This is a genomic window from Chitinophaga rupis (assembly GCF_900109685.1).
Taxonomy (GTDB): domain Bacteria; phylum Bacteroidota; class Bacteroidia; order Chitinophagales; family Chitinophagaceae; genus Chitinophaga; species Chitinophaga rupis.
In genome coordinates this window covers 112,778-135,365 of the sequence record NZ_FOBB01000006.1, presented here as the reverse complement: position 1 = coordinate 135,365, position 22,588 = coordinate 112,778, and the positions used below count along the sequence as shown (strand labels likewise).

The following is a 22,588-nucleotide window of genomic DNA, read 5'->3' as shown; positions in this document are numbered from 1 at the left end:
ATTCCTGATGGGGCAGCCATTGAAAGGATTGTTAACAATTTCATAGCTTCTTCTTTGAAAAAATTCTTCTGAATATGCAGCAGACGATCTATCTTTTAGCCCGTATCCTAAATTCATTATTCCATGACAGCTGAAGAATATAAGCAACAATTTTCAGAAGAAGATGCCGTAGGATGGTTATCAATTGATGCAACATTGGATAACGTGTACGGGGGAATAGAACCCCGGCATTACGGCCCGCTATGCGGCCTTCATTATGTGGCAGGTGGAACAGATCCTATTGATGGTGCAAGCATCTATGACAGCAACAAACAGGAACCCCACCGGCATATTATCAGCTATGGTATGTCGGAGCTGTATTATAATGCAGAAAAGGCTGGCGGTGAATTCAGCAAATGGGGCTTTGAGCTTACCTTCAGATTAAAGCCCTATGCAGGTGATGCAGGCGACCCGCTTTGGGTTGTTCAGATGATGAATAACCTGGCCAGGTATGTATACCAGAGCGGTAAATGGTTTGAAGAAAATCATTTTATTCCGGCAAACGGCCCTATACGCCTGGAAACCGAAACCAACATTACAGGTATTGTATTTACACTGGACCCTGAGCTGGGGAAGATCCAAACCCCTCACGGAGAAGTATCTTTCCTGCAGATGGTAGGCATCACCAGTGAAGAAGTAGAAAGAATCAAACAAAACCCTACTACGATTGAAGTGCAGCAGCTGATCGATGAATTAAAAAGATCAAATCCATTATTAATAACGGACCTGGACAGGAAATAGAAAATAAGTCCCCTCTCCATTTAACCCGGCCCAAGTTCCCTTGCGCTAAAGCGAACATGCCTGTCTCAAAACCGAACACATATAAAACAAACATATATTTATGTTGGTGGGCTTTACCATGGTATTTTATGGCACAGCCTTGGTGAGTTGCATTGAATTACTCACCTAACCTTTGATACCATGTTCAAGAACTATCTTAAAATAGCCTGGCGCAATTTGGTGCACAGTAAATTATATGCCGCCATCAATGTGGTAGGCCTGGCCGCGGGAATGGCCGTAGCATTACTGATAGGACTATGGATATGGGATGAGGTTTCCTTTGACACCTATCACCACCAATACCACCGCCTGGCGCAGGTAATGGTAAATGCAACCAACAGTGGAAAAACCTATACCGGTGGCACTGTTTCCATTCCTATGGGTACTGAGCTGCAGGATAAATACGCTGCTGATCTTAAATATATATCATTGGTTTCCCATCCCGCCGCGCATATACTGGCAGTGGGCGACAAACAAATATCGCAAACAGGCGTGTGGGCACAGCAGGCCTTTCCACTTATGTTAACCCTGAAAATGTTACAGGGCAATGCGGATGCGTTGAAAGATCCCAGCTCCGTATTGCTGTCCCAATCTGTGGCCCGTGGTCTTTTTGGAGAAGAGGATCCGTTGAATAAATTAGTGCGTTTGGATAATAAGACAGATATGAAGGTAGCCGGTGTGTATGCAGACCTGCCGTATAACACCACCTTCCGTGATATAAAGCTGATGCTGCCCTGGAACGGGAACAATGCAGACTGGATAAAAAATGCCCGGACACAATGGGACAATCATATGTGCCGGCTGTACGTGCAGCTAAGCGATCATGCGGATATTGATAAAGTGAATGCTAAGATCCGCAATGTACCCACACCGCATATTAACTTTTCCCGGGAAGAGCTGCTGCTGCATCCTATGGAAAAATGGCATTTATACAGCAGCTTTGAGAATGGTAAAATTGTTGGAGGCCGTATCAGCATGGTATGGCTTATAGGTATTATAGGTGTGTTTGTGCTGGCGCTGGCCTGCATCAATTTCATGAACCTTTCCACTGCCAGGAGCGAAAAACGCAGCCGCGAAGTAGGCATACGCAAAGCCATCGGATCATTCCGCACACAGCTTATAGCGCAGTTCCTCAGCGAGTCATTGCTGGTGTCATTCCTGGCCCTGGTGCTGGCAGTGCTACTGGTACTGCTGCTGCTGCCGTTCTTCAATAGCCTGTCAGACAAAGCCATGGCCATTCCCTGGAGCATGCCCCTGTTCTGGGTGCTTACGCTGGCCTTTACCTGCTTTGCAGGACTTGTTTCCGGCAGCTATCCCGCGTTTTATTTATCGGGCTTTGAACCGGTAAAAGTGCTCAAAGGTACCTTTCGTGCAGGCAGGTTTGCGGCGCTTCCCCGCAAAGTGCTGGTGGTAGTACAGTTCACGGTATCTGTTTCACTGATCATGGGTACGCTTATTGTTTACCGGCAGATAGAGCATGGCCGCAACCGTCCCATAGGCTATACCCGCGCAGGGCTGATCACCATAGATATGAATACGCCAGATATGCAGGGGCATTACAACACCATACGCCATGATCTGCTGGAAACAGGCGCAGTGGCCGATATGGCGGAATCCAACAGCGCGCCTACGGAAGTATGGTCTAACAACCTTGTTGACTGGGAAGGTAAAGATCCCGGCCTTGTAGTGAGCCCGGGCACCATTGCTGTTTCACACGACTTTGGCAATACCATTGGCTGGAAAATGAAGGAAGGACGCGATTTTTCCCGGAGCTTTGCTTCAGACACCGGCGCTTTTATATTGAACGAATCAGCCGTTAAGCTCACTGGTTTTAAAGAACCGGTAGGTAAGGTTATCCGCTGGCTGAACCAGGATCATGTGATCATTGGTGTAGTAAAGGATATGGTAATGGAATCGCCTTACCAGCCGGTACGGCCCACTATTTTTCACCTGAATCCGGCCTGGGCCCGTTTAATAACGGTGCGGATAAAACCTGGCGTATCTATGCGGGAAGGCCTGGCCAGGATAACACCGGTATTCAGGAAATACAATCCGGGTAGTCCTTTTGTATATAAATTCACAGACGATGAATATGCCAAAAAGTTCGATAATGAAGAACGTATCGGCAACCTCGCCACCTTTTTTGCAATGCTTGCCATTTTCATTTCCTGCCTGGGATTATTCGGGCTGGCATCCTTTGTGGCAGAGCAGCGTACTAAGGAAATAGGCATACGCAAAGTGCTGGGGGCCTCTGTATTCAACCTGTGGAAATTGCTGTCGAAAGATTTTGTAGGGCTGGTTATAATATCCTGCGCCATTGCCATTCCACTGGCAGGGTATTGCCTGCACCAATGGCTGCAGCAATATGAATACCGCACAACGCTCTCCTGGTGGATCTTTACGGCTTCCGCTGCTGGTGCGCTGGTAATTACACTGGCAACAGTAAGCTACCAGGCCATAAAAGCGGCTGTTATGAATCCTGTAAACAGCCTGAAAACAGAATAGTAATTATAATTAGTGTAGTAGAAAGCCGCACGGATCATATGATCTGTGCGGCTTTTTTTTATATCAGGCTAATTGCAAGCCTGCTGATTTAATGTTTGGCAATAAGGCCGGCTGCGTGCCTTGTTTAATTTTACCAATTACTTATACTTTTTTATCGGTTATAAAGTATTTAAGAAAGAGATTAAAACCACGGAAAGGCTGCCAGCAGTGAGTTATACGGCATAATATTACTTAGGGAAACCGCTTTTCAGGAATTTATGCAATCGTTTGCAATTCGAGATAAAATACTTACATTAGATTAGGGTTAACGTATATTCCACGAGTAAGAACTGTTGCATAACCTTGTATTGCGCAATTTTAGGATTCCTATGTATGCCTGCACAATTCCCCGTTGGTGTTGCGAGCTCCCTATGTACACCCTCAGTTAAATTACCCTCTAAATCATTCCACATGAACCCGAAAAACTACTCATTACGTATCTTTTTCTTTATGTTATGCGTAACAGCAGCCCTCCGGCTTTCAGCTGCTACCATAAATGTTTCTTCTCTGTCGGCTTTACAAACAGCTATCAATAATGCTGCGCCGGGAGATATTATTATTCTTGCCAATGGCGTTTACACTGCATCAACAGACATTACTATCAGCAAACAGGGAACCGCTGCACAGCCTATTACCATTACCGCGCAAACAATTGGTGGCGCTGAAATAAATGGGACGGCGGGTTTTAACATTGTAAGTCCGGCGAGATATGTCATCATCAAAGGATTCAAATTTACTTTTAATGCCTCGCAGGCTACCATGGCAAGCGGTACCAGCTTTTGCCGGTGGACCTGCAATGTGTTCCAAACACCAGGTACAGGTGAGAACCTGACCCTGAACGGTAATGACCATGAAGTAGATCATAATACCTTTCAGCATAAAAATGCCCTGGGACGTTTTATTGCAGTACGGGGCAGCGGCAGCCAGATCGCACAACGCCTGCACATTCATCATAACTACTTCCTGGATCAGCAGCCGCAAACAGGGAATGGCGCTGAAACATTGCAGTTCGGGCTTAGCGGCTACAGCCTCTCTTCTTCCAACAGTATTTTAGAGTATAATCTTTTTGAAGATTGTGAAGGCGAAAATGAGCTGATATCTATTAAATCATCCGGCGTTGCCATCCGTTATAATACCATCCGCAATTGCCCGGCCCAGTTCACTTTGAGGCATGGTAACCATAACACCGTGTATGGGAACTATTTTATTAACACGCCGGGGATCCGCATTTTTGGAGATGATCACAACATTTTCAGCAACCATTTTGAGAATTGTAATCCTGCCATTAATATTGGTAATGGCGATGGAGAAGTAGCAGATGGAGCCGCGCTTACAGCCCATGATCGCCCGGACCGTACCCTGATCGCGTTTAACACGCTGGTGAATAATACAGGCAATATAGTGCAGTCTGGCCGTACAAACGGGCTGGGTGCTACTGCGCAAACCGTTGTCAATAATATTATCCAGGGTGGGGGACCAGCAGCTTCCATTGCAGGACCTTACACCGGTGCTGTATGGTCAGGGAATATCCTCTATAATACCAATGGCGATGGTGATATGCCTGCCAGCGGATATACAACCGTTAATCCGTTACTTGCAAGAGACGCAACCGGTACTTTTCACCTGCAGAGCGGAAGCCCTGCTATTAATGCAGCAACAGGCTCCTATGCAGCTGTTACAGCTGATATGGACGGACAGCCACGGACTTCATCCCTGGATGTTGGCGCTGATGAAGTTTCTTCCGCTCCTGTTATTGCCCGCATACTCACACCTGCCATGGTAGGTCCTTTTGCCAGTGATCAGCCATCTGCCTGTGAGCCGGTAACTGCCAGCGCCGACGATGGCAATGTGCCGGCGAATGTACTGGATGGGGATCTGAACACCCGCTGGTCTGCCAACGGTAATGGGCAATGGATCCAATTTTGCCTGGATGATACACTGACGGTATCTGGTGTACAGATCGCATTCTACAGCGGTAATGTACGGACATCTACTTTTGATGTATTGGTAGGTAATGATACCCTTCATTGGGCCACAGCAGCAGCAGGACAGGTCAGCAGCGGTACTTCCCTTAACCTGCAAACATTTTCCTTTACGCCGGTAACTGGCAGATATGTGCGGATAGTGGGCCATGGTAACAGTGTGAATGCATGGAACAGCTATACGGAAGTAAAGATCCAAACAGGCAGCAGCCTGCGTTCATCTGCCATGATGAATGTTACTCATGATGCTGAAGAGCTGTCTTCACTGAGCAGTTTTCCCAATCCATTTAATGATCATGCAATGATCCGCTTCAGCATAGAAAAAGCAGGTATGGTTAATCTTGCAGTGCATGACATAAATGGCAAACCGGTGAAAGTGCTGATCCATGCACGCTTGGAAGCAGGCGCCTATAATGTACCGTTTGATGCCGGCCGTAAACCGGCAGGTACCTATATACTATCACTGAATTATAACGGGAAAGTGAAGGTGAGGAAGATCCAGAAATTGTGATTGCCGTTCATTGGCCTGATGCAGATACGGAATGTTAATATAGCACTGATGGTATTGGGACCTGATAAGGAAGTAATAGATGAAATGGGACAAGCCTTCAATGAAGACTTGTCCCACCTGATGATAAAAGTTCAGGTTTCCTTAATTACTTTCTTATCTCGTAAAATAATTCCACCATCCCGCTTTTATAAGCTGTCACGTCTTTTAGGTGCAATGCCTGTTCCTGTCCTATCTGATCAAAAAACAGTGTTCCGTCGCCCAAAATAACAGGCATAATTGATAACCTTATTTCATCTGCCAGTTTTAAACGAATAAAATCTTTGGCAAGCATTGCCCCGCCTGCAAGCCAAACATTCCTGTAGTTTGGTTTTAACCGTTCATTTACAAGCTTGTTCAGGTCACCTGAATAAATTTCAATGTTTGGCCGGTCAACAGGCAGGTTCCGGTGAGTTAATACAATTGTTGGTGTATCTCCATAAGCCCATCCATAGGATTTTGAAAGCTCCAGAGCATGTTCATAAGTCCGGGCGCCCATTACATAGCAATCTATTGCTTTAAGAAATTCGCTGGTATCCTGTTCCGTGAGCGTAACTCCTTTTTCGTAGTGATCAGCTGTTTCAAACCAGGAGATGCTATTGTCTTTTTTAGCAATAATGCCGTCTAGGCTGGAAACCATGTGGATGGTTATTTTAAATGTGGGTGTTGTCATGTGGGCGTTTTTTTATCTGTTTCTGCCGCCGGAAATGGCAGATGGTATATGTGAGGGATGCTCTTTTGAGGCCGGCTTGACGAACATAATTATTCCGGCAGTAATGGTAAACTGCCGTTATTATAAATATAAGAAGAAGTAATGACTTTTGCTATTGGCTGTCCCTATGGCGGTACACTACCACTACCTGATCTTTGACTTCAAAGACCGGCTTAACTCTTTAATAACAGCCGCTTTATCCTTTTTGATCTTCTTGCCGATCTCTTTTCGGGGACAGTTTGCATTGTATTTTGCACCCCAATCCATTATTTCTATGACAATCGGTAATAGATCCAAACCCTTTTGCGTAAGGCTGTATACAAATTTTGACTTATTTGCGGGCGACACTTCTTTTACAAGTATCTTTTCAGCTTCAAGAACATTTAGCCTGTTGACCAGAATATTTGAAGCGATTTTCTCTTCCGAACCTAAAAATTCGCTGTAGGATACCTTGTCTCTCAACATTATATCCCTGATTATTAATAGCGACCATTTATCCCCAAATACATCAAGGGAACAACTGATTGGACAATCTGACCTGAATTTTTCCATAAAAAAAGTTCTTGCGTTTTGCAATATCTTTTATAAATTTGGTTCTTGCGTTTTGCAACAACAAATTTATAAACTTAAAACATATAAACCATGGAAAAATCAGCACAGACAAAACAACTACTGGAAACCTATTACAAGGGATTTGCAGAAAAATCGAATTGGGAAAGCGTAATTGCAGACGACTTTGAATATGTTGGAGGAGACATGAACAATATTAAGCCGGTAATAGGAAAACAAGCCTATATTGAGATCATTAAAAGATTTTCGCAGCGCTTTAATGCTATGCGTGTAAAACAAATGATTGTAGAAGACGATAAAGCAAGTGTTATCGGAAACTATGATTTTGTATTTCCAAACGGCGTTCAGATCAATGGGAATGTTTCGGAAAACTGGACCGTTGAAAAAGGAAAACTAAAATCCCTGACTTTATACTTTGATACCTTGACCTTTATGACAAACTTAAAACCTTGATGGCTTACAGTGAATTGCTTACTGTGATTTTTTTGCTGAGTAGCTTAAAAATAATAATTTGTGGGAATGGCTTCTGCTGAAAGTAGCGCATAATAGCGGAAATATAGTATTGTAGCAGTTTTAAATAATATAATTATGATTTTCATTAACCCACAGTGGCAAGGCTCAGGTTTCACGGATGATCTGAAAATGGGAGCAGAGACTTTCATTTCATATTTTAAGGATAGTGACACCAAAGTTATCCCACTTTCAACCAAAGGTTTAACAACAATCGCCAACATTAAATGCTTTGAACCCATACTTGAGCAGACAAAGCTTTTCAAAGAGATCATCCTTGACAGTAAACCTGATAAAATATCAACGATTGGTGGCGACTGTGGAATTGAGATCGTACCTGTTTCCTATCTAAACAAGACATACCAGGGAGATCTTTGTGTCATTTATATAGATGCTCACGCAGATCTGAATACACCGGAAAGCTCACCAAGCAAGGCATTTCACGGAATGCCGTTACGCATGCTCCTGGGAGAGGGGAACGAAGAATTTATCGGCTTACTGTTTTCAACACTGAAACCGGAGCAAATATGTTATGTTGGATTGAGAGACTTAGACGAGCCTGAAAGCGAATATATCAGGCAGCATAATATTACAACAATTGCAGATTGTAAATTTGAATACGTTCAACAGGAAATTAAGAACTTCAGGAATGTTTACATTCATCTTGACTTAGACGTTTTAGACAAATCGGAATATGAGTTTTCCATGTTCCCGACAAACATTGGTTCTTCCGTGTCTGATGTTGCTGAACTTGTAAGGAAAATAAAGGCAAATTATAATGTCGTTGGGTTTTGTATCACAGAATCAATAGCTACAACTTTAGAACAGCTAAACCCAATAAAGCCGATCATAGATCAAATTAACCTCTGAACGGCTGGCAGAAGAAAAACTGCCACCAAACGTGTTGGTGACAGTTGTGATATACATGCCGGGGTTATTTCCTGATCAACCAGGCTTCAACAGCTCTTGAAAAATCGGCTACATCGATCGGGTGCCTGCTGGTGACGAGATTGCCATCAGTAACCACAGGTTCATCGGTTACAGTTCCACCCGCATTTTTCAGATCAACCTGGATATTCCAATAACCGGTCAGCTTTTTCCCTTTCAGAACATCAGCTGATGCCAATACAACCGGTGCATGACAAATGGCCGCAATCAGCTTTCCTGACTTGTTGAAATCCTGGATGAATTTGATCACATCTTTATCATAGCGAAGATTATCCGGATTCCAGGCGCCACCGGGAATAAACACCGCATCATAATCACTTACTTTTACCTGATCGGCCGTGCGGTCGAATTTGATCCATCCTACAGGCTGCAGATATTGGATAGCCATGATATGTGTTTTTGACATCTCCGGGTAGCTCAGGCCATATCTTGCCGGGGCGGGATTAAACTTAGGCGCCACAATGTCGACCCTGGCCCCCAATTGTTTGAAATACCAGACAGGCCCGGTTAATTCGATCTCTTCAAAACCGTCTGCTGCTATCACTGCAATCTTCTTTCCCTGTAATGTTTTTTCCTTAACAGGTGTGAAAAAGAAATCTCTCAACGCCTCATTACCTGGCGCGTTCAGAAGGTGAGATACCGGCATATTGACAATGGCAGTAGAAGTAGTCAATTGATTTACTACTTCCAGCTCATACGACTTTACTTGTTCGGCTTTCATTTTTGTCTGGGCATTTAAGTTAATTAAAGAAGGTATGCTTAAGAGACCTGTCATCAGGATTTGATAGATCGGTTTCATTTTTTGAATGTTTTGATTTTAATGTAATGGAGTTTAATTATTGGCGGATAACCGGTGCAAACTCGATTAACCTGTGAAGGCCCGTTTCGAAAGGTTGTTTTTTGATGCTGGTATGCAGGTAATCGATCACGGGTTGTATGGGCGGAAAATTCAGGTGATATTTAAACGCATCTTCGTTCCTGAATTTTTCATACGTAACGAATTGGGTATTGTCTTCTTCCAGCTGCGAGAGCTGGTAATTAATAACTCCCGGTTCGCCACGGAACTGCGGCATGGCATTGTGATAGACTTCTTTAAAATTATTTTCCGTTCCGGGTTTTGCATCCACAAACAGCATAATGGTAAGCGGCTGATCCTCCTTTTGGGCACCCCTGCGCCATTGCTGTTTGGACAATGGCGCAAGATCTTTCACATAGATCATCTTAGCCGGTTGTTTCAGTGAGCTATGGGATAAAGATCCGATGGCTTTGAATCCTGAACTTTTACTGGCTTTGTCCAGCTCGTCTTTGTTGCTCCATCTTTCAATAAGCCACAACACGGTAGTATCTCCCTGCTCATGGTATGCTTCCGATAAAACGTTCGTTTCCGACTGAAGGGAATGGAACACATAGTCGCTTACCGCCTGGCGGAATGTGGCCTGGAATTCCGGTTGCACATCATAACGGATCAGCCGTGCCACAACCTTATTCAATGGATCCGGTTCCTGCTGTTTCCCAATTTTGAGCAGCAGACCGGAAAGCTCATGGGGCTGCGACAAAAACGGAGAATGGCTGGTATTAAGAGAATAAACCGTTTTGATACCTGCTCCGGCGATCATACGGTCCTGCAGCCCGGGTGAGATCACTTTATCCTGGAGGGTCTTGATGTACACTTTCTCCACTGCACCGAAATTTTCCCGCGACAGCGTTACCTTACCGGTAAAGGGAATGGCCGGTTCAGCGCGATAGTTTTTAAGTACTTGCTGCTTGGCGGTTTCAGAGCCATCATCTATAAAAAGATAGGTCAGGCTGTCCCGTTTCACATCGAGTGTTAACTGATCGGCTGAAGGAATTAGTAAAGGCCCCAGTCTGGAGCCAGGATCCGAAAACGAAAGATCGGTTAAGGCTTGCCCCGATGAAGGAAGAAAAGCTCCGATGTACACCAGCTTCCTGATCTTTGAAGGGATCTTCTCCGCTACCTGTGTGATCACCATTCCACCCATGCTATGTCCAACAAGGATTACATTACTGTCTGCTTTTGAGATTGCATCGATCACCTTATCCCTGTACACATCAAGGCTAAGCTGATGCGGCGGTGTGGTGTCGGAGCCATGGCCCGGAAGCTCCACTACAATTACTTTGTTACCGCTTTTAGAAAGATCAGCCTGAACTGAATCCCAAACATAAGGAGCCTGCCATGCTCCATGCACGAGCACATAAGTTTGCGGAGCTGCAACCGGATTTTTCTCATCGTGGATGCACGCGGCTGCTATTGAAAGGGCGGCTGCTGTTGAAAGCAGTGATACAACTGTTTTTTTCATGTTAGGTTGTCTTAATTTTTTTATGGGTTTACTCATTATTATCAGGCGCAGGCATGTCAAATCCATTTAAGATCATTGCAATGAGGCAATAACCACCGATCAGAAAGAAGAGCTCTGCCACGCCATCCTGCCCTAACAGATCTACTGCCTGTTTATAAGTGGAATCCGGAATAATATGACCGCTGACCAATGCACAGGCAATGACATGGGCAATGTTCTCTGCTTCGTTTAAACCATGCGGATGACCACCGGCTGCAAGTGTTGCAATAGTACCAGGTGAAAGACCGAAGGCTTCCGCCATGATCTCATGTGCGTATAATTCGAAGCGGGCTCCGAAGGCGCTTCCTACTGTAAGTATGGCTACTTCACGAACTGTTTTTGCTAATGTTGATTGTGTGTCGAGTGTTCGCAGGAAGCTCAATGCGGGTATGCCAAATTGTGGATAATGAAGCATGGGCGCAAAAGGCCCCAGCAATGCTCCTGACGGATCGAGCATGTTTACCTGGCTTTGACTTCGGCCAATGAGACCAGCAATTTCGTCATGCACGAAACGGATTTCAGGAGTAAGCGTGTCTGGCGGTAAAGGTTTAATACGCATAATTGTGATTTCAGTGTTGAGCAATTTCATCGGTGAACTGCCCGTCAATCAGGATAAAAGCCATCCGGCAGATCTTACCGGAACGGTTTGCCCAGGCATGGTTTGTTCCGCATTGAATAACGATATCGCCAGCCTGAATAGTTGCTTCCGCACGGTCAAGGACCAGTGTTATCTCGCCTTCCAGCACGATCCCATAATCAACGGTTTGTGTCCGGTGCATTAAGGGGTGAGGCGCCCCTTCTGCAGACGTGGAAGCTTTTTCATCGCCCATCGTTTTGAATTTAGCCGCAGCGTCAGCTCCTGTTAGCTTGCGTATTTCTTCACCTTCAGGTGGGAACTCAATAACACGCATCCTCGTTCCTGTTTTGGGTGGCGGTAACACCAACCCGTTTTCATCAGGCTCCCTGGATTGGGAATGAATTAAAGCAGGCGTTTCCAGTGTGTGCCATATCTCGAAAAAGGTAGGGCCTCCAGGGCCGCCGACCAATTGGGTGTGAACGGGTGGTGCATCGGAAATAATAATAGCTTTCCCATCGGTATCATGACCTGTTACGACGCGCCTGAATGTTTTTTGTTGCTGATCCATAGTTATAGTTTTTGGCTGTTACCTGATTTTTTGAAAACAAACACACCGAGGTAGTGGAATAGTACGCCTATTGCCCATGCGGGAGTAGACCATAACGGCCATGGATATGTTCGATCGGTTAAATACCATACCAGCCAGATAACCGGAGTGGCCACGAGGAATACAATTAAATGGATTTTGAATCCCTTTGCAGCATTGGTGGGGGTAGTTGCTGCCCATTGATTTGGATGTGTCATACAAATGGTTTGGATCCGTTGTGGCCATTTGTATGCCATTCAATTGAAACAGCGAAGAGGGAGACGCAGCTATTTGGTAATGCTTTGAAAATCAAGTTGCCCGCATCGGCAGGCGGAAGTGAAGCGAAAGAAGTTGAAGTTATGCACCCCCGAAGATATCGGGGTATTTCTTTAGAAAACCCGAAAATTCCGGGGCATATTGCTATAAAGGCTATAAGTTTTCAGATGGATCGGTAAAATCCTGTCTTTTAATATTCAGCTTCGTCATTTTTGATTCGAGGGTGCTGGGTTTGATGTTTAATAATTCCGCAGCACCTCCGGCTCCGCGTATACGGCCTTTTGCTTTTTTCAGAAAGGAAGTGATGTATTCTCTTTCTGTTTGCTGCTGAATATGTTTTACTTCTTCAAAGGTATTGAGAGCGGGTTTACCGGCCGGTTCCGGAATGGCCGTACTAAAGCTCCTCATTAATTGTAATTTAGATCTGCCATCGTTCAGCACAACAGATTGCTCAATAATATTTTCGAGTTCACGGATATTTCCCGGCCAGTGATAGGCATACATTTTTTCCATCATCGAATCAGTAATACCTTTAAATGGCTTGTTCAACGCGTCACAAAATTTTTGTGCAAAGAATAATACCAGGGCTTCGATATCGGTTTTTCGTTCACGAAGTGGTGGCAGCGTGAGGGGAAACACATTCAGCCGGTAATATAGATCAAGCCGGAAATTCCGTTCCGCCACTTCCTTCTCCAGGTTTCGATTGGTGGCGGCTACTACGCGAACATTTACTTTTACCGGCGAACTGCCGCCTACGTATTCGATCTCCCGTTCCTGCAAAACACGTAATAATTTCGCCTGCATGCTAAATGGCAGTTCTCCGATCTCATCTAAAAAGATAGTTCCCCCGTCAGCCAGCTCAAATTTTCCTTTTCTTTTTTCAATAGCGCCGGTAAAAGCGCCTTTTTCATGCCCAAATAATTCTGACTCTATCAATGTTACCGGAATAGCCGCACAGTTCACCTTTACAAACGGACCTTTTTTCCGGGGCGAAAGTAAGTGGATGGCTTGCGCCACACTTTCTTTCCCGGTACCGCTTTCGCCTAATATCAGAACGGAAGTATTATAGGGCGCAACCTGCGCTGCCAGGTCCAGTGCCGACAACAGTAAATGATGGTTGCCGATAATACCTTCGAACGCTTTTTTGTCTGCCACCTCATCCTGCTTCCTTTTAAAAGCGGCCGGCTGACGAGCGGCTGTAACGGAGGATGTTTCGGTATATAGTGTTTTATTTGCTACCTCTTCCAGGCATATTTTCAGACGGTTTAACAGGCTAATATGATCTTTGTTGTAGATATCAGCATGCCGGCTATAAAAGAAATAATGTACGGACAATCCATAACCGAGGGCCACGGGGAATGCGAGATAGGATTCCATCCGCAAACAATCCATTAGCTTTCTTTGCAGCAGATTGTTGTTTGTATTTTTGGTTGTCCCGTGATTATAAATACCGGCATGGCTGTCGCTATCGCTGTTTTCAATGATACCGGAAAGTGCGGCTTTGCTCAAACCCGAGATGGCCACCAGTTCTTCTTCACCAATAAACTGATATTCATTGAACCCGGTGCGCAAATATCCTGTATCCGTGAACTGTTTTGCATCCATCGGCCTGATGCCGCATGCAATAAAATCAAAGGGTATGTACGATTGCATCACTCCTGCAATTTTCAGCAGTGATTGCCGGGCATCCAACGCTTCATTGCTTATTTCCGTTATGCTTTTCTGCAGCTGTTCTTCGCGCCTCAATTTTGATTCATAGCTATGCTGATGCAGGTACCAGGCAATTTCCAGCGCAACCAGCAGATCCTTCTCCCTGACCGGCTTAACCAGAAATCCATAAGGCTCGGTTGTTTTTGCTTCTTCGAGTATGGTCTGGTTCGCGTTGGCAGATAGGTAAATAAAAGGAATATGATCGGCTCTTAATTTCCGGGCGATATCCATACCGGATAGTTTTCCCTTAAGCCTGATGTCAAGCAGTACCAGGTCGGGTTTATTTTGTTGAATATACTCCTGCGCTTCCCGGGCCGAAGCAGCAATACCGTTTATTGTATAGCCGGCTTCCTCCAATATCATCTGCAGATTGTTGGCTACAATAAATTCATCTTCTACAATAAGTATTTTTTTAGTCATACGACTGGTTATTTAAAGCGCTAAACCGGATTGATATATGCAGACCTTTGTTGCTTTCAATATTAAAAATTCCATCCAGCTGCCTGGTAAGCCCACGCATCAGGCTAAACCCCAGCGAGCCCCGCTCTGACAGCTTCCCATCCAAAGGCAGGCCTATACCATTATCTGATATATTGAGCACTAAATGGTCAGCGTCACTATATTTCAGACTAATCCGTACAATACCAGTCTGCTGCCTGGGGAATGCATATTTAATGGCATTTACAATGCCTTCGTTTATGATCAGTCCCAGCGGAATGGCTTTCGCAACGTCCAGCTTCAATGGTTCAATATCCTGTTCAATTACGGTACGGCTGCCGGTATCAAAGCTGTCCTGCAGGTAGCTAACCAGTTCATCTATATAGTGAGGCATATCGATCGAGGACGTATTTTCGGATTGATACAGCTTTTGGTGGATCAGCGATATAGCCTGTACTCTTCGCTGGCTGTCATTGATGGCTGTGAGGGCCGTATCATTGTCTATGTACCTGGATTGAGAATCGAGCAGGCTCATGATGATCTGAAGATTGTTCTTAACCCGGTGATGGATCTCTTTCAATAACCACTCTTTATCCGCTACCAGGTCCTGCAGCTGTTCGTTTTTATAGGTAATTATTTTATTGCTCTTTTGTTTTAAACGGGTTTGGCGGTATAATAACCCTGCAATGATCATTGCTGCAACAATACCTGAAAGGGTTAAATTCCTTATAAGTTTTGATTGTTTTGCGTCCTGGTTCAATGCAGCGATCTGGGTTTCTTTTTCCTGTGTTTCGTACACGACCTGGAGCTCTTCTGCCTGTCTTATGCTTGTTACTCTGAAATTGGAATCAAGCAATTTTATGTATTCCTTATAGTGGGACATCACTGCTTCTTTATTGCCAAGCGCCGAATCGGTAGCAATCAGCAAACGGTATGCTGCCAGATCATTCATCAGGGCCCGGTGGCCATAGGAAGGAACTTTGAAATGTTCTTCAAGATATTCTTTTGCTTTCTGGTATTGTCCGCGATTAAAGGAAAGCGATGCATAATGTTCGATGACAGCCCCTCTTCTTAGTGGTCCCCGGATAACTTCAGCCTCTGTTTCAAGCGAATCCATCTTTTTGATATGCACTTCGGCTGAATCTAACATGTTCAGGGCTTCATAACATGTAGAAAGTGCTGCCTGATAATAGAACATATCTGATATGCCCACCGGTGTGCTCACCTTTTTTGAAATATTGAATACAAGATCGAGCGCTTCTTTTCCATGGCCTTCTTCATTCATAGCCTGGATTACAAGTTGCAGGACATTGTACACGGCCGGGTTACGATCTATGATAAATCGCTTTATTGATTTTTGCGCCGTCTCTAACGCCTCCTTCCGTCTGCCCTCGGCATCATATAATATTGCCAGCCGGCCATATAAAAGCGCCCACGCGGTGCTGTCGCGGCAGCTTTCTGCAACCTTAATTGCCTGACGTATATATCGTAGTGGTTCCCCGAATTTTCCCTGGTACATTGTGATGTTGGCAAGCGCCTCTGTAATGTAATGGGTATATGGATATTGAATAGATGCTGCCAGTGAAAGCGCTTTCAGAAAAAGATCATTGGCTCTTTGCAGCTGTCCCGCGGCCATAAAAACATAGCCCAGGTCCATCAATAGATTGATCTCAGATTCAATGTCGCCCAGGCTGTGATAGCCGTCTGCAGCCTGTTGCAGATCGGTCAGTTTTCTTTGAAACGTAGTTTGTCTGGGAGCTGTGTATATGCCACGATAGGCAATTGCCCTGGTTTCTGTTTCTTTATCGCCTGCTTTCCTGCATTGATCTATCAGTTGATTATAGATCGAATCGCCTTTATTGTCGTATGCCTGCAGATATATTTTCCCCAGCAGGCAAAGTGCTATACGTCCCCACTTTTCTTCCTTCAGGGTTTTACTTTCTTTTATCGCTTTATTTAGAAAATATTCAACGCTGTCTTTATACCGGGAATAACCCGCGGGCTGAAAAGCATAGTAAGCACCAAGCAGCATCAATAATTGCAGATGTTTTTTGCCGCTTGCTTTTGAAAGAGAGCGGATGGCTATGTTTGGATCGCTCTGATCGATCCATTTTGATTGCTCACGCAATTTTTCATCACCAAATCCCTCTGCCAGTATGGAAAACCGGCTCAGACCAAGATAACGGCCGGCTATTAACAAACAACTATCCTGGTCGGTCAGTGCCTCCTTGGCAATATAGAGATACGTGGAGCTAAGCCACAAATTCAGCCGTTGCCATGATGCTTTATCCTTAGCTGGCGGGTAATAAGAATACGCTGAAGCCTCCGGCTGTGCCGTTGATTGGGATGGGATTCCAACAGATAACAATAAACCGGATAGCAGACCAATTAGAACCGCCCTGGACATAGTTTTCTTTTTGAGAGTGGTGTGGCCGGCCGGAGCGGCCGGTCAGAATATAGTGGTCTCAAGTTAGCAAATTCAGAGGGGATGTCAAAGGGGAGTTGAGGTACCTGGAAAACAGGTAATTGATGATCCTATATATATTGGGGGTACAAATTTTTATTCCATTTTTGTTTTTTTGCCGGATAGAGCTGTGGGAGTTATTCCAAATTGTTTTTTGAATGCAAAAGAAAAATGAGAAAGCGTCTCAAAACCCAGATCAAGATAAATGTCAGATGGTTTCAGTCCTTTCTGATCAATCAGGAAGTACGCTTCCTGGAGACGCTTTAATACCAGCCAGCGGCTTGGTGTTTCATTGAATATTTGCCTGAAGTCCCGTTTGAATGCAGATATGCTTCTGCCGGTAAGAAATGCAAATCGTTCTATGCTGACATTGAACGGATAATTTCGAACCATGAATTCTTCCAGATTGATTTTTGCAGGGATACCGAAATCGAAAAGCAAACCGGCAAATTCCGGTTGCTGTTCCAGAAGGATCAGCAACAGCTCCTCACGTTTTACATTTGAAAAAGGCTCTCTTATCTTGCCATGGCTATATATTCGCTGCAATGATCCGATATAGTTATCAAGTAATTCATTCTTACTCACCGGAATGCATGTTTCAGTACACTCAAATTTTGTCACTGCTATTTTGTGCTTATTATAAAACTGTTTCAGAAAGGATGTATCGAGAGAGAGGATTACTTTATCCAGTTCACCGTCTTCCCTCGTCTTATAGTAGCGCCCTAATCTGTTTCTGCGGGCAATACAGCTTTGCCCCGATCGCAATTCCTGGTATTGACTCCCATCATAAAGCACCACCACTCCCTTTATAACATACATAAAATAATGCTCGTCAATAAAATGTTGAGATGAAATTTCATCAATGACATATGTTGGATTTGTTCCTGTTGCCTTCGTCATAACAAATTCAAATTACAATACTTTCTGTAACAGCGCTCTCGTTTCTGCAACAACGCGGTCCTGGAATTTGGGATCGCGCGACAATTCCGAGCCTATCATTGGATAGCCTTTTTCATCAAAATATATACCTGTCTGCCCTGTTTCGTCCATTAGTATTTTTGCGATAACCTTTGCAGACTTTTCCGGAGTGCTACTGTAGTGAGAGAAGGGCGGTATAATAGCCATTAGGTGACCGAATATAAAGCGTACAACCGAATTTGTGCTTTCACTGCCAAGATTGGTGCCCCGGGTGATCCCTGGCTCTACGGCATTAAAATGCAGTCTTTTGTTTTCACGTGCCAAAGCCATCGCCGCGGCGAGGATACACTGCTTCGATGTTGCGTAAGCATCTATTCCGGCCATTTTTGAGCCGCCTTCTTTCCACTCTCCCCGGGCACTTGCCTCGGCAGAAATGTACCGGCCTCCCCGCATACCCATAATCTTTGCTGGTTTGCGCTCCGGATCTTCTATAGCAGAGGCGATGAATATCACGTTTGCTCTATCGGGCAGGTAAGGCGAGAGTGCTTCGGTAAATGCGAAAGCGCCAAGATGATTGGTCGCGTAGGTCATATCCCAGCCCTGTGCGCTTTTTGAGCCCTTTCCCAGCATAATACCTGCATTGTTGAGTACTCCCGCTATGGGAAGTTGTAGGGCAACAATTTGCTGTGCTGCACTTCTCACACTTCTGATGTCTGATATATCACACACTACACATATTGCTTTTTGCCCGTTGCCAGCGATAGTTTTTTGTACCTGATTTAGTTTATCACGATTTCTGCCTACGAGAATTACCGTCCCATGTTTGGCTAGTTCCATTGCAGTTGCAAAGCCGATGCCGGAAGTTGGTCCGGTTATCACATATGCTTTAGTTGCTCCCATTGTTGTAAGATTTTATTACACAAAGGTCGGCAGGGAATGTTTATTCTGCTTTCCTGAAAAGTCCAAAGTTACTTTCCTGAAAAGTCCGGCAACTTGCATTTAGGAGTAATAAATGATCTTATCGAAGCGCATCGCATTTCAGGATGTGCACCGCCTGAAAATCCGCTGAGCAGCAGAATGACATGTGATAGTACGGCTTTTAGCAATGATATTAGTTATACCTGCGATTTCAGCTTCAAGAAGATGAAATTACGGTATTGTAAAACCTAATACGATCATACTCAATTCTTTTATTGCTTTTCTAAACTGTTTTCATTGGAGGAAGATTTCCCAATTCTAAATTTTTCTATTGGTGTCAAAGGACTATACTATCTATTTCCCAGCTCTAATTTGGTAATATCAACCGCGATCCCAACGGTCATTTCAGCTTTATCCGCTTCACAGAGGGTGAAGTGTAAAATATTAGGCTACGATTAGTGTACCAAAACGTTGTAACGCTTTGGCTTTGCATTGCCTCACGCGGAATCATATTGCTGGATTTACAACTTATGTTGAAATTAGCAATTTTTGCTGCAGTACAAATTGCAGAATGAGACACATAGCCGGTGTCAAATATTTAATAGCCTTCGCGTAGCCATGAAATATCCTATCGGGCATAAAAGACACTAGGTATAGCTTTCGGAGGTGTGAAAGGTTTTGAATAGTTTATCAAAGATTATATAAGTGTTAACGGCAGAAATATTCTGCTGTTAACACTTATTGCATATTAATTAATCAACTTGCAGCAATGAAGTATCTTTCCATACGTCTTCATATCCCGGTGCGATTAGAAATCTCCATCCCGGTGCAAGACCAAGATATTTAATTATTTGAGGGCACCACTCGTTTAAATGTTCAATATGAAGAGAAACGAAAAAATCCGGGTCTTCTGAAAATTCTTCGCCTGCCCAAATATACCATCCCGAAGTGTCTCCTTCAATCGGATGACGCATTCCATTTATCGGATAAATGCCGTCTTTAACATTTAGAGAAATGCCGACTTTAAGATTAGAAGGAGCCTCGACGAATACGGCTCCGAACTTAGTACATACTTCTTTTTGTGTTTTAATTAAATCCATGTTTTTTTCTTTTGCGCTTTTGAATATTTACTCAAGCAAGTTAAAAGGCTATCACCATTATAAGTTTTGAGGGTGTACCAGTACACCCTCAAAACTTATTTATTGCAAGAGGGCTAAAACAGCTCATGTAAATAGTCACCCTCATCAGAGTTTATCAGAACTTTGAATTAAAACAAAAAAGGCCGTATCAACTCCAGCCTTTGTAAGTAATCGAAAATCACCGTGCCCCACATAAGAGAATTATCGAACCAGGAGATAGAAGATCTAATCTCCATTTTCAATCTTAAATCTTTAATTAATAAACAATTAAGATACTGATTCTGAACTATTTCGGTATAATTTTCGATCCTTCAAACATTGTATCGATAGTGCCAAACTTGCAGATCGGATTATTGTATTCGTAATATTCGGCCAGTTATTCACTTCAAATGTCAAGCAAAAAATAAAATTTATTTTGAAAAATGAACATTGTTCATTTTCTTTGTACTGAAATTGATTTTATGGGTACTATAGAAAGAAAAGCAAGAGAGAAGGAAGAGCTGAAGGCGCTTATTTTAAAAGCTGCCCGTAAGTTGTTTGTAGAAAAAGGCATCGGACAAACAACTATCAGAAATATCGCTGATTCCATAGACTACAGCATCGGTACAGTATATGTTTATTTCAGGGATAAGAATGAAATACTCCATGCGCTGCACACGCAGGGCTTCGTTGACCTCGGCGGCCAGTTGAAAGTATTATTTAACGTAAAAGACCCGATGGAGCGGCTAAAGGCAATGGGCAAAGTGTATATCACTTATGGCCTGAATAACCCGGAAATGTACGATCTGATGTTTATTCTTAAAGCACCAATGGAGTTCCTTGAAACAATCCAAAAAGATGAGTGGGATGAAGGGAAAGCAAGCTTTGATTCGCTAAGAACTACGGTAAAACAGTGCATGGATGCCGGGCATTTTAAAGGGCATAAACTGGACCCCCTGTGTTTTCTGATATGGAGCTGTATACATGGCATGTGCAGCCTGGAAATAGGTTCCCGTACGAAAAACGCGAATATTAAAAACCCTGAAAACATTGTAACGGATGCGTACGATGAGTTTTTAATAATCATAAGTAATCTGTAAATTTTTTTGCCCTCATAATGAACATTGTTCATTAAAATTATATGGTTCATTAAAATCAGAGCCTTGAAAAAGTTATCGTGTTTTTTTTGCTTTAGAAATGAACATTGTTCATTAAAATAATATGGTTCATTAAAATAAAAATCATGAAAAAATTTATCCCATTTCTTTTGCTGTTATTATGCGTTGGAAGCGCTTATGCACAAACACACCTGGAGCAGTATATCAACACGGGTCTGAGTAATAATGAAACAATCCGCCAGCAGCAATTTTTACTTGATAAAAGTCTCTGGGCTTTGAAAGAAGCTAAATCATTATTCCTCCCCAATGTTGAGTTTAATGGAAACTATACCCTTGCAGGCGGCGGACGCACCGTGGATATTCCGGTGGGAGATTTAATGAATCCCGTTTACAAAACGCTCAACCAACTGACAGGCACTAATAATTTTCCACAAATACAAAACCAAAGTGTACTGCTGAACCCCAATAATTTTTATGATGTAAAACTACATACCACTTTTCCGGTCATCAATGCAGAAATAGCTTACAATAAAAAAATAAAAAGTCAGCAGTATGATTTGCAAAAGATAGAAATAGACATTTACAAGCGGGAACTTGTAAAAGAAATCAAAATCGCTTATTATAATTATTTACAGGCAACGGCAGCCATCGGGATTTATGAAAATGCCCTTGCACTTGTAAAAGAAAATGAAAGGATAAACACTTCTCTTTTTAATAACGAAAAAGTAAACCGCACGGCAGTAGTAAGGAGCAATAATGAAGTAACAAAGATTACTGCACAACTGAATACCGCCATGATAAACCGTGATAATGCCAGAGACTTTTTTAATTTCTTAATCAACCAACCGCTAACCACTCCCATACTTATAGACTCAATAACCAATATTCCTGACCCACATGTTGCAGATGATACTGCTGTAAATAAAAGAGAAGAATTATTAAAGTTAAATACAGCAGCCGCAATCAATAAGAACCTTATTGGTCTTGCAAACTCCTACAAAATACCAAAACTAAATTCCTTTCTTGATTTAGGGTCGCAAGCTTTTGATTTTAAAGTAAATGACAAATCGCCTTATTATTTCTTCGGGATTTCACTTGGCTGGGATATTTTTTCAGGAGGCAGAAATAAATTTAAAGTAAAACAGGTGGAGGCGGATACTAAAGTGATTGCATCCCAGACAAGCAATACCGAACAGCAACTGAGATTACAGGTTAGCACGGCAGCCAATTCATTCAACACCGCGCTTATAAATTACAATGCAGCTGTTTCACAAGTGGCTTCTTCTGAAAAATATTATAAGGATGAATTGCTGCTATATAAAGAAGGTATTTCACTTTATATAGAACTGCTGGATGCACAAAACCAACTCGTATCTGCCCAACTTCAGGCAAATATTTCACTTTACGACACATTAATAAAACAGGCAGAAATAGAACGCGCCAACGCCAGTTTCACCATTCAATAAAATAAAAAAA

At 43.4% G+C, this 22,588-nt stretch carries 19 protein-coding genes; 7 read left to right on the top strand and 12 right to left on the bottom strand.

The features are described 5' to 3' along the window. Positions 1-123 precede the first annotated feature (123 nt). The 3 genes from BMZ54_RS21940 (at position 124) to BMZ54_RS21930 (ending at position 5,856) form a co-directional block, all read left to right on the top strand. Complete coding sequence (locus tag BMZ54_RS21940; protein ID WP_089917402.1) at positions 124-780, top strand: suppressor of fused domain protein; 657 nt, start codon at positions 124-126, stop codon at positions 778-780. Between the two features lie 180 nt (positions 781-960). After that, entirely contained in the window at positions 961-3,324 is a 2,364-nt protein-coding gene (locus tag BMZ54_RS21935) for an ABC transporter permease (protein ID WP_089917398.1), read from the top strand. A gap of 450 nt (positions 3,325-3,774) precedes the next feature. Then, positions 3,775-5,856, top strand: a complete 2,082-nt coding sequence (locus tag BMZ54_RS21930; protein ID WP_089917395.1) for a chondroitinase-B domain-containing protein — start codon at positions 3,775-3,777, stop codon at positions 5,854-5,856. A gap of 145 nt (positions 5,857-6,001) precedes the next feature. Here the strand turns inward: BMZ54_RS21930 and BMZ54_RS21925 are convergent, their stop codons facing one another. Beyond that, positions 6,002-6,565 (bottom strand): dihydrofolate reductase family protein, encoded by a 564-nt coding sequence (locus BMZ54_RS21925; protein ID WP_089917392.1) that lies wholly within the window; start codon positions 6,563-6,565, stop codon positions 6,002-6,004. Between the two features lie 183 nt (positions 6,566-6,748). Next, complete coding sequence (locus BMZ54_RS21920; RefSeq protein ID WP_089917389.1) at positions 6,749-7,156, bottom strand: winged helix-turn-helix transcriptional regulator; 408 nt, start codon at positions 7,154-7,156, stop codon at positions 6,749-6,751. 90 nt (positions 7,157-7,246) lie between these two features. Between BMZ54_RS21920 and BMZ54_RS21915 the strand changes: the two genes are divergently transcribed. Together BMZ54_RS21915 and BMZ54_RS21910 are read left to right on the top strand one after the other, a co-directional pair. After that, positions 7,247-7,627, top strand: coding sequence for a nuclear transport factor 2 family protein (locus tag BMZ54_RS21915; RefSeq protein ID WP_089917386.1), 381 nt, complete (start codon positions 7,247-7,249; stop codon positions 7,625-7,627). Between the two features lie 135 nt (positions 7,628-7,762). Beyond that, entirely contained in the window at positions 7,763-8,554 is a 792-nt protein-coding gene (locus BMZ54_RS21910; RefSeq protein WP_089917384.1) for an arginase family protein, read from the top strand. Positions 8,555-8,618: 64 nt separating this feature from the next. Here BMZ54_RS21910 and BMZ54_RS21905 read toward each other — a convergent pair whose 3' ends face one another. The 10 genes from BMZ54_RS21905 to BMZ54_RS21860 form a co-directional block, all read right to left on the bottom strand. After that, positions 8,619-9,431, bottom strand: a complete 813-nt coding sequence (locus BMZ54_RS21905) for a DJ-1/PfpI/YhbO family deglycase/protease (protein ID WP_089917382.1) — start codon at positions 9,429-9,431, stop codon at positions 8,619-8,621. Positions 9,432-9,468: 37 nt separating this feature from the next. Next, a complete protein-coding gene (locus BMZ54_RS21900; RefSeq protein ID WP_143081100.1) occupies positions 9,469-10,950 on the bottom strand; it encodes an alpha/beta fold hydrolase in 1,482 nt (493 codons plus the stop codon). Between the two features lie 28 nt (positions 10,951-10,978). Further along, complete coding sequence (locus BMZ54_RS21895; RefSeq protein ID WP_089917377.1) at positions 10,979-11,548, bottom strand: carboxymuconolactone decarboxylase family protein; 570 nt, start codon at positions 11,546-11,548, stop codon at positions 10,979-10,981. 10 nt (positions 11,549-11,558) lie between these two features. Continuing rightward, positions 11,559-12,134 (bottom strand): cupin domain-containing protein, encoded by a 576-nt coding sequence (locus BMZ54_RS21890; RefSeq protein WP_089917374.1) that lies wholly within the window; start codon positions 12,132-12,134, stop codon positions 11,559-11,561. Positions 12,135-12,136: 2 nt separating this feature from the next. Continuing rightward, a complete protein-coding gene (locus BMZ54_RS33580; RefSeq protein ID WP_162277640.1) occupies positions 12,137-12,370 on the bottom strand; it encodes a 2TM domain-containing protein in 234 nt (77 codons plus the stop codon). Between the two features lie 211 nt (positions 12,371-12,581). Beyond that, positions 12,582-14,558 (bottom strand): sigma 54-interacting transcriptional regulator, encoded by a 1,977-nt coding sequence (locus BMZ54_RS21880; RefSeq protein WP_089917367.1) that lies wholly within the window; start codon positions 14,556-14,558, stop codon positions 12,582-12,584. Next, positions 14,551-16,983 carry a tetratricopeptide repeat-containing sensor histidine kinase gene (locus BMZ54_RS21875; protein WP_089917365.1) on the bottom strand — a complete coding sequence of 811 codons (2,433 nt, stop codon included), beginning with the start codon at positions 16,981-16,983 and terminating at the stop codon, positions 14,551-14,553. The genes BMZ54_RS21880 and BMZ54_RS21875 overlap by 8 nt, the downstream gene beginning before the upstream one ends. A 153-nt stretch (positions 16,984-17,136) precedes the next feature. After that, positions 17,137-17,940: a helix-turn-helix domain-containing protein gene (locus BMZ54_RS21870; RefSeq protein WP_089917362.1), complete on the bottom strand. Its 804-nt coding sequence runs from the start codon at positions 17,938-17,940 to the stop codon at positions 17,137-17,139. Between the two features lie 12 nt (positions 17,941-17,952). Continuing rightward, on the bottom strand, positions 17,953-18,858 hold the full coding sequence (locus BMZ54_RS21865) for an SDR family NAD(P)-dependent oxidoreductase (protein WP_089917359.1): 906 nt from the start codon (positions 18,856-18,858) through the stop codon (positions 17,953-17,955). A 770-nt stretch (positions 18,859-19,628) separates the two neighbouring features. After that, entirely contained in the window at positions 19,629-19,976 is a 348-nt protein-coding gene (locus BMZ54_RS21860; protein ID WP_089917357.1) for an immunity protein Imm33 domain-containing protein, read from the bottom strand. A 461-nt stretch (positions 19,977-20,437) separates the two neighbouring features. Here BMZ54_RS21860 and BMZ54_RS21855 point away from each other — a divergent pair, with 461 nt between their 5' ends. Together BMZ54_RS21855 and BMZ54_RS21850 are read left to right on the top strand one after the other, a co-directional pair. Then, the gene (locus BMZ54_RS21855; RefSeq protein ID WP_202909322.1) at positions 20,438-21,094 is read left to right on the top strand and encodes a TetR/AcrR family transcriptional regulator; all 657 of its coding nucleotides are present in this window, start codon (positions 20,438-20,440) and stop codon (positions 21,092-21,094) included. A 143-nt stretch (positions 21,095-21,237) separates the two neighbouring features. Beyond that, positions 21,238-22,578 carry a TolC family protein gene (locus tag BMZ54_RS21850; RefSeq protein ID WP_089917830.1) on the top strand — a complete coding sequence of 447 codons (1,341 nt, stop codon included), beginning with the start codon at positions 21,238-21,240 and terminating at the stop codon, positions 22,576-22,578. Positions 22,579-22,588 lie beyond the last annotated feature (10 nt).

Excerpts from the sequence above, each read along its gene's own strand:
- BMZ54_RS33580 (WP_162277640.1), bottom strand. The coding sequence starts at position 12,370 with ATGACACATCCAAATCAATGGGCAGCAACTACCCCCACCAATGCTGCA.
- BMZ54_RS21880 (WP_089917367.1), bottom strand. The coding sequence starts at position 14,558 with ATGACTAAAAAAATACTTATTGTAGAAGATGAATTTATTGTAGCCAAC.
- BMZ54_RS21930 (WP_089917395.1), top strand. The coding sequence starts at position 3,775 with ATGAACCCGAAAAACTACTCATTACGTATCTTTTTCTTTATGTTATGC.
- BMZ54_RS21860 (WP_089917357.1), bottom strand. The coding sequence starts at position 19,976 with ATGGATTTAATTAAAACACAAAAAGAAGTATGTACTAAGTTCGGAGCC.
- BMZ54_RS21915 (WP_089917386.1), top strand. The coding sequence starts at position 7,247 with ATGGAAAAATCAGCACAGACAAAACAACTACTGGAAACCTATTACAAG.
- BMZ54_RS21940 (WP_089917402.1), top strand. The coding sequence starts at position 124 with ATGACAGCTGAAGAATATAAGCAACAATTTTCAGAAGAAGATGCCGTA.
- BMZ54_RS21895 (WP_089917377.1), bottom strand. The coding sequence starts at position 11,548 with ATGCGTATTAAACCTTTACCGCCAGACACGCTTACTCCTGAAATCCGT.
- BMZ54_RS21870 (WP_089917362.1), bottom strand. The coding sequence starts at position 17,940 with ATGACGAAGGCAACAGGAACAAATCCAACATATGTCATTGATGAAATT.
- BMZ54_RS21865 (WP_089917359.1), bottom strand. The coding sequence starts at position 18,858 with ATGGGAGCAACTAAAGCATATGTGATAACCGGACCAACTTCCGGCATC.
- BMZ54_RS21910 (WP_089917384.1), top strand. The coding sequence starts at position 7,763 with ATGATTTTCATTAACCCACAGTGGCAAGGCTCAGGTTTCACGGATGAT.
- BMZ54_RS21890 (WP_089917374.1), bottom strand. The coding sequence starts at position 12,134 with ATGGATCAGCAACAAAAAACATTCAGGCGCGTCGTAACAGGTCATGAT.
- BMZ54_RS21855 (WP_202909322.1), top strand. The coding sequence starts at position 20,438 with ATGAACATTGTTCATTTTCTTTGTACTGAAATTGATTTTATGGGTACT.
- BMZ54_RS21935 (WP_089917398.1), top strand. The coding sequence starts at position 961 with ATGTTCAAGAACTATCTTAAAATAGCCTGGCGCAATTTGGTGCACAGT.
- BMZ54_RS21900 (WP_143081100.1), bottom strand. The coding sequence starts at position 10,950 with ATGAAAAAAACAGTTGTATCACTGCTTTCAACAGCAGCCGCCCTTTCA.
- BMZ54_RS21925 (WP_089917392.1), bottom strand. The coding sequence starts at position 6,565 with ATGACAACACCCACATTTAAAATAACCATCCACATGGTTTCCAGCCTA.
- BMZ54_RS21920 (WP_089917389.1), bottom strand. The coding sequence starts at position 7,156 with ATGGAAAAATTCAGGTCAGATTGTCCAATCAGTTGTTCCCTTGATGTA.
- BMZ54_RS21875 (WP_089917365.1), bottom strand. The coding sequence starts at position 16,983 with ATGTCCAGGGCGGTTCTAATTGGTCTGCTATCCGGTTTATTGTTATCT.
- BMZ54_RS21905 (WP_089917382.1), bottom strand. The coding sequence starts at position 9,431 with ATGAAACCGATCTATCAAATCCTGATGACAGGTCTCTTAAGCATACCT.
- BMZ54_RS21850 (WP_089917830.1), top strand. The coding sequence starts at position 21,238 with ATGAAAAAATTTATCCCATTTCTTTTGCTGTTATTATGCGTTGGAAGC.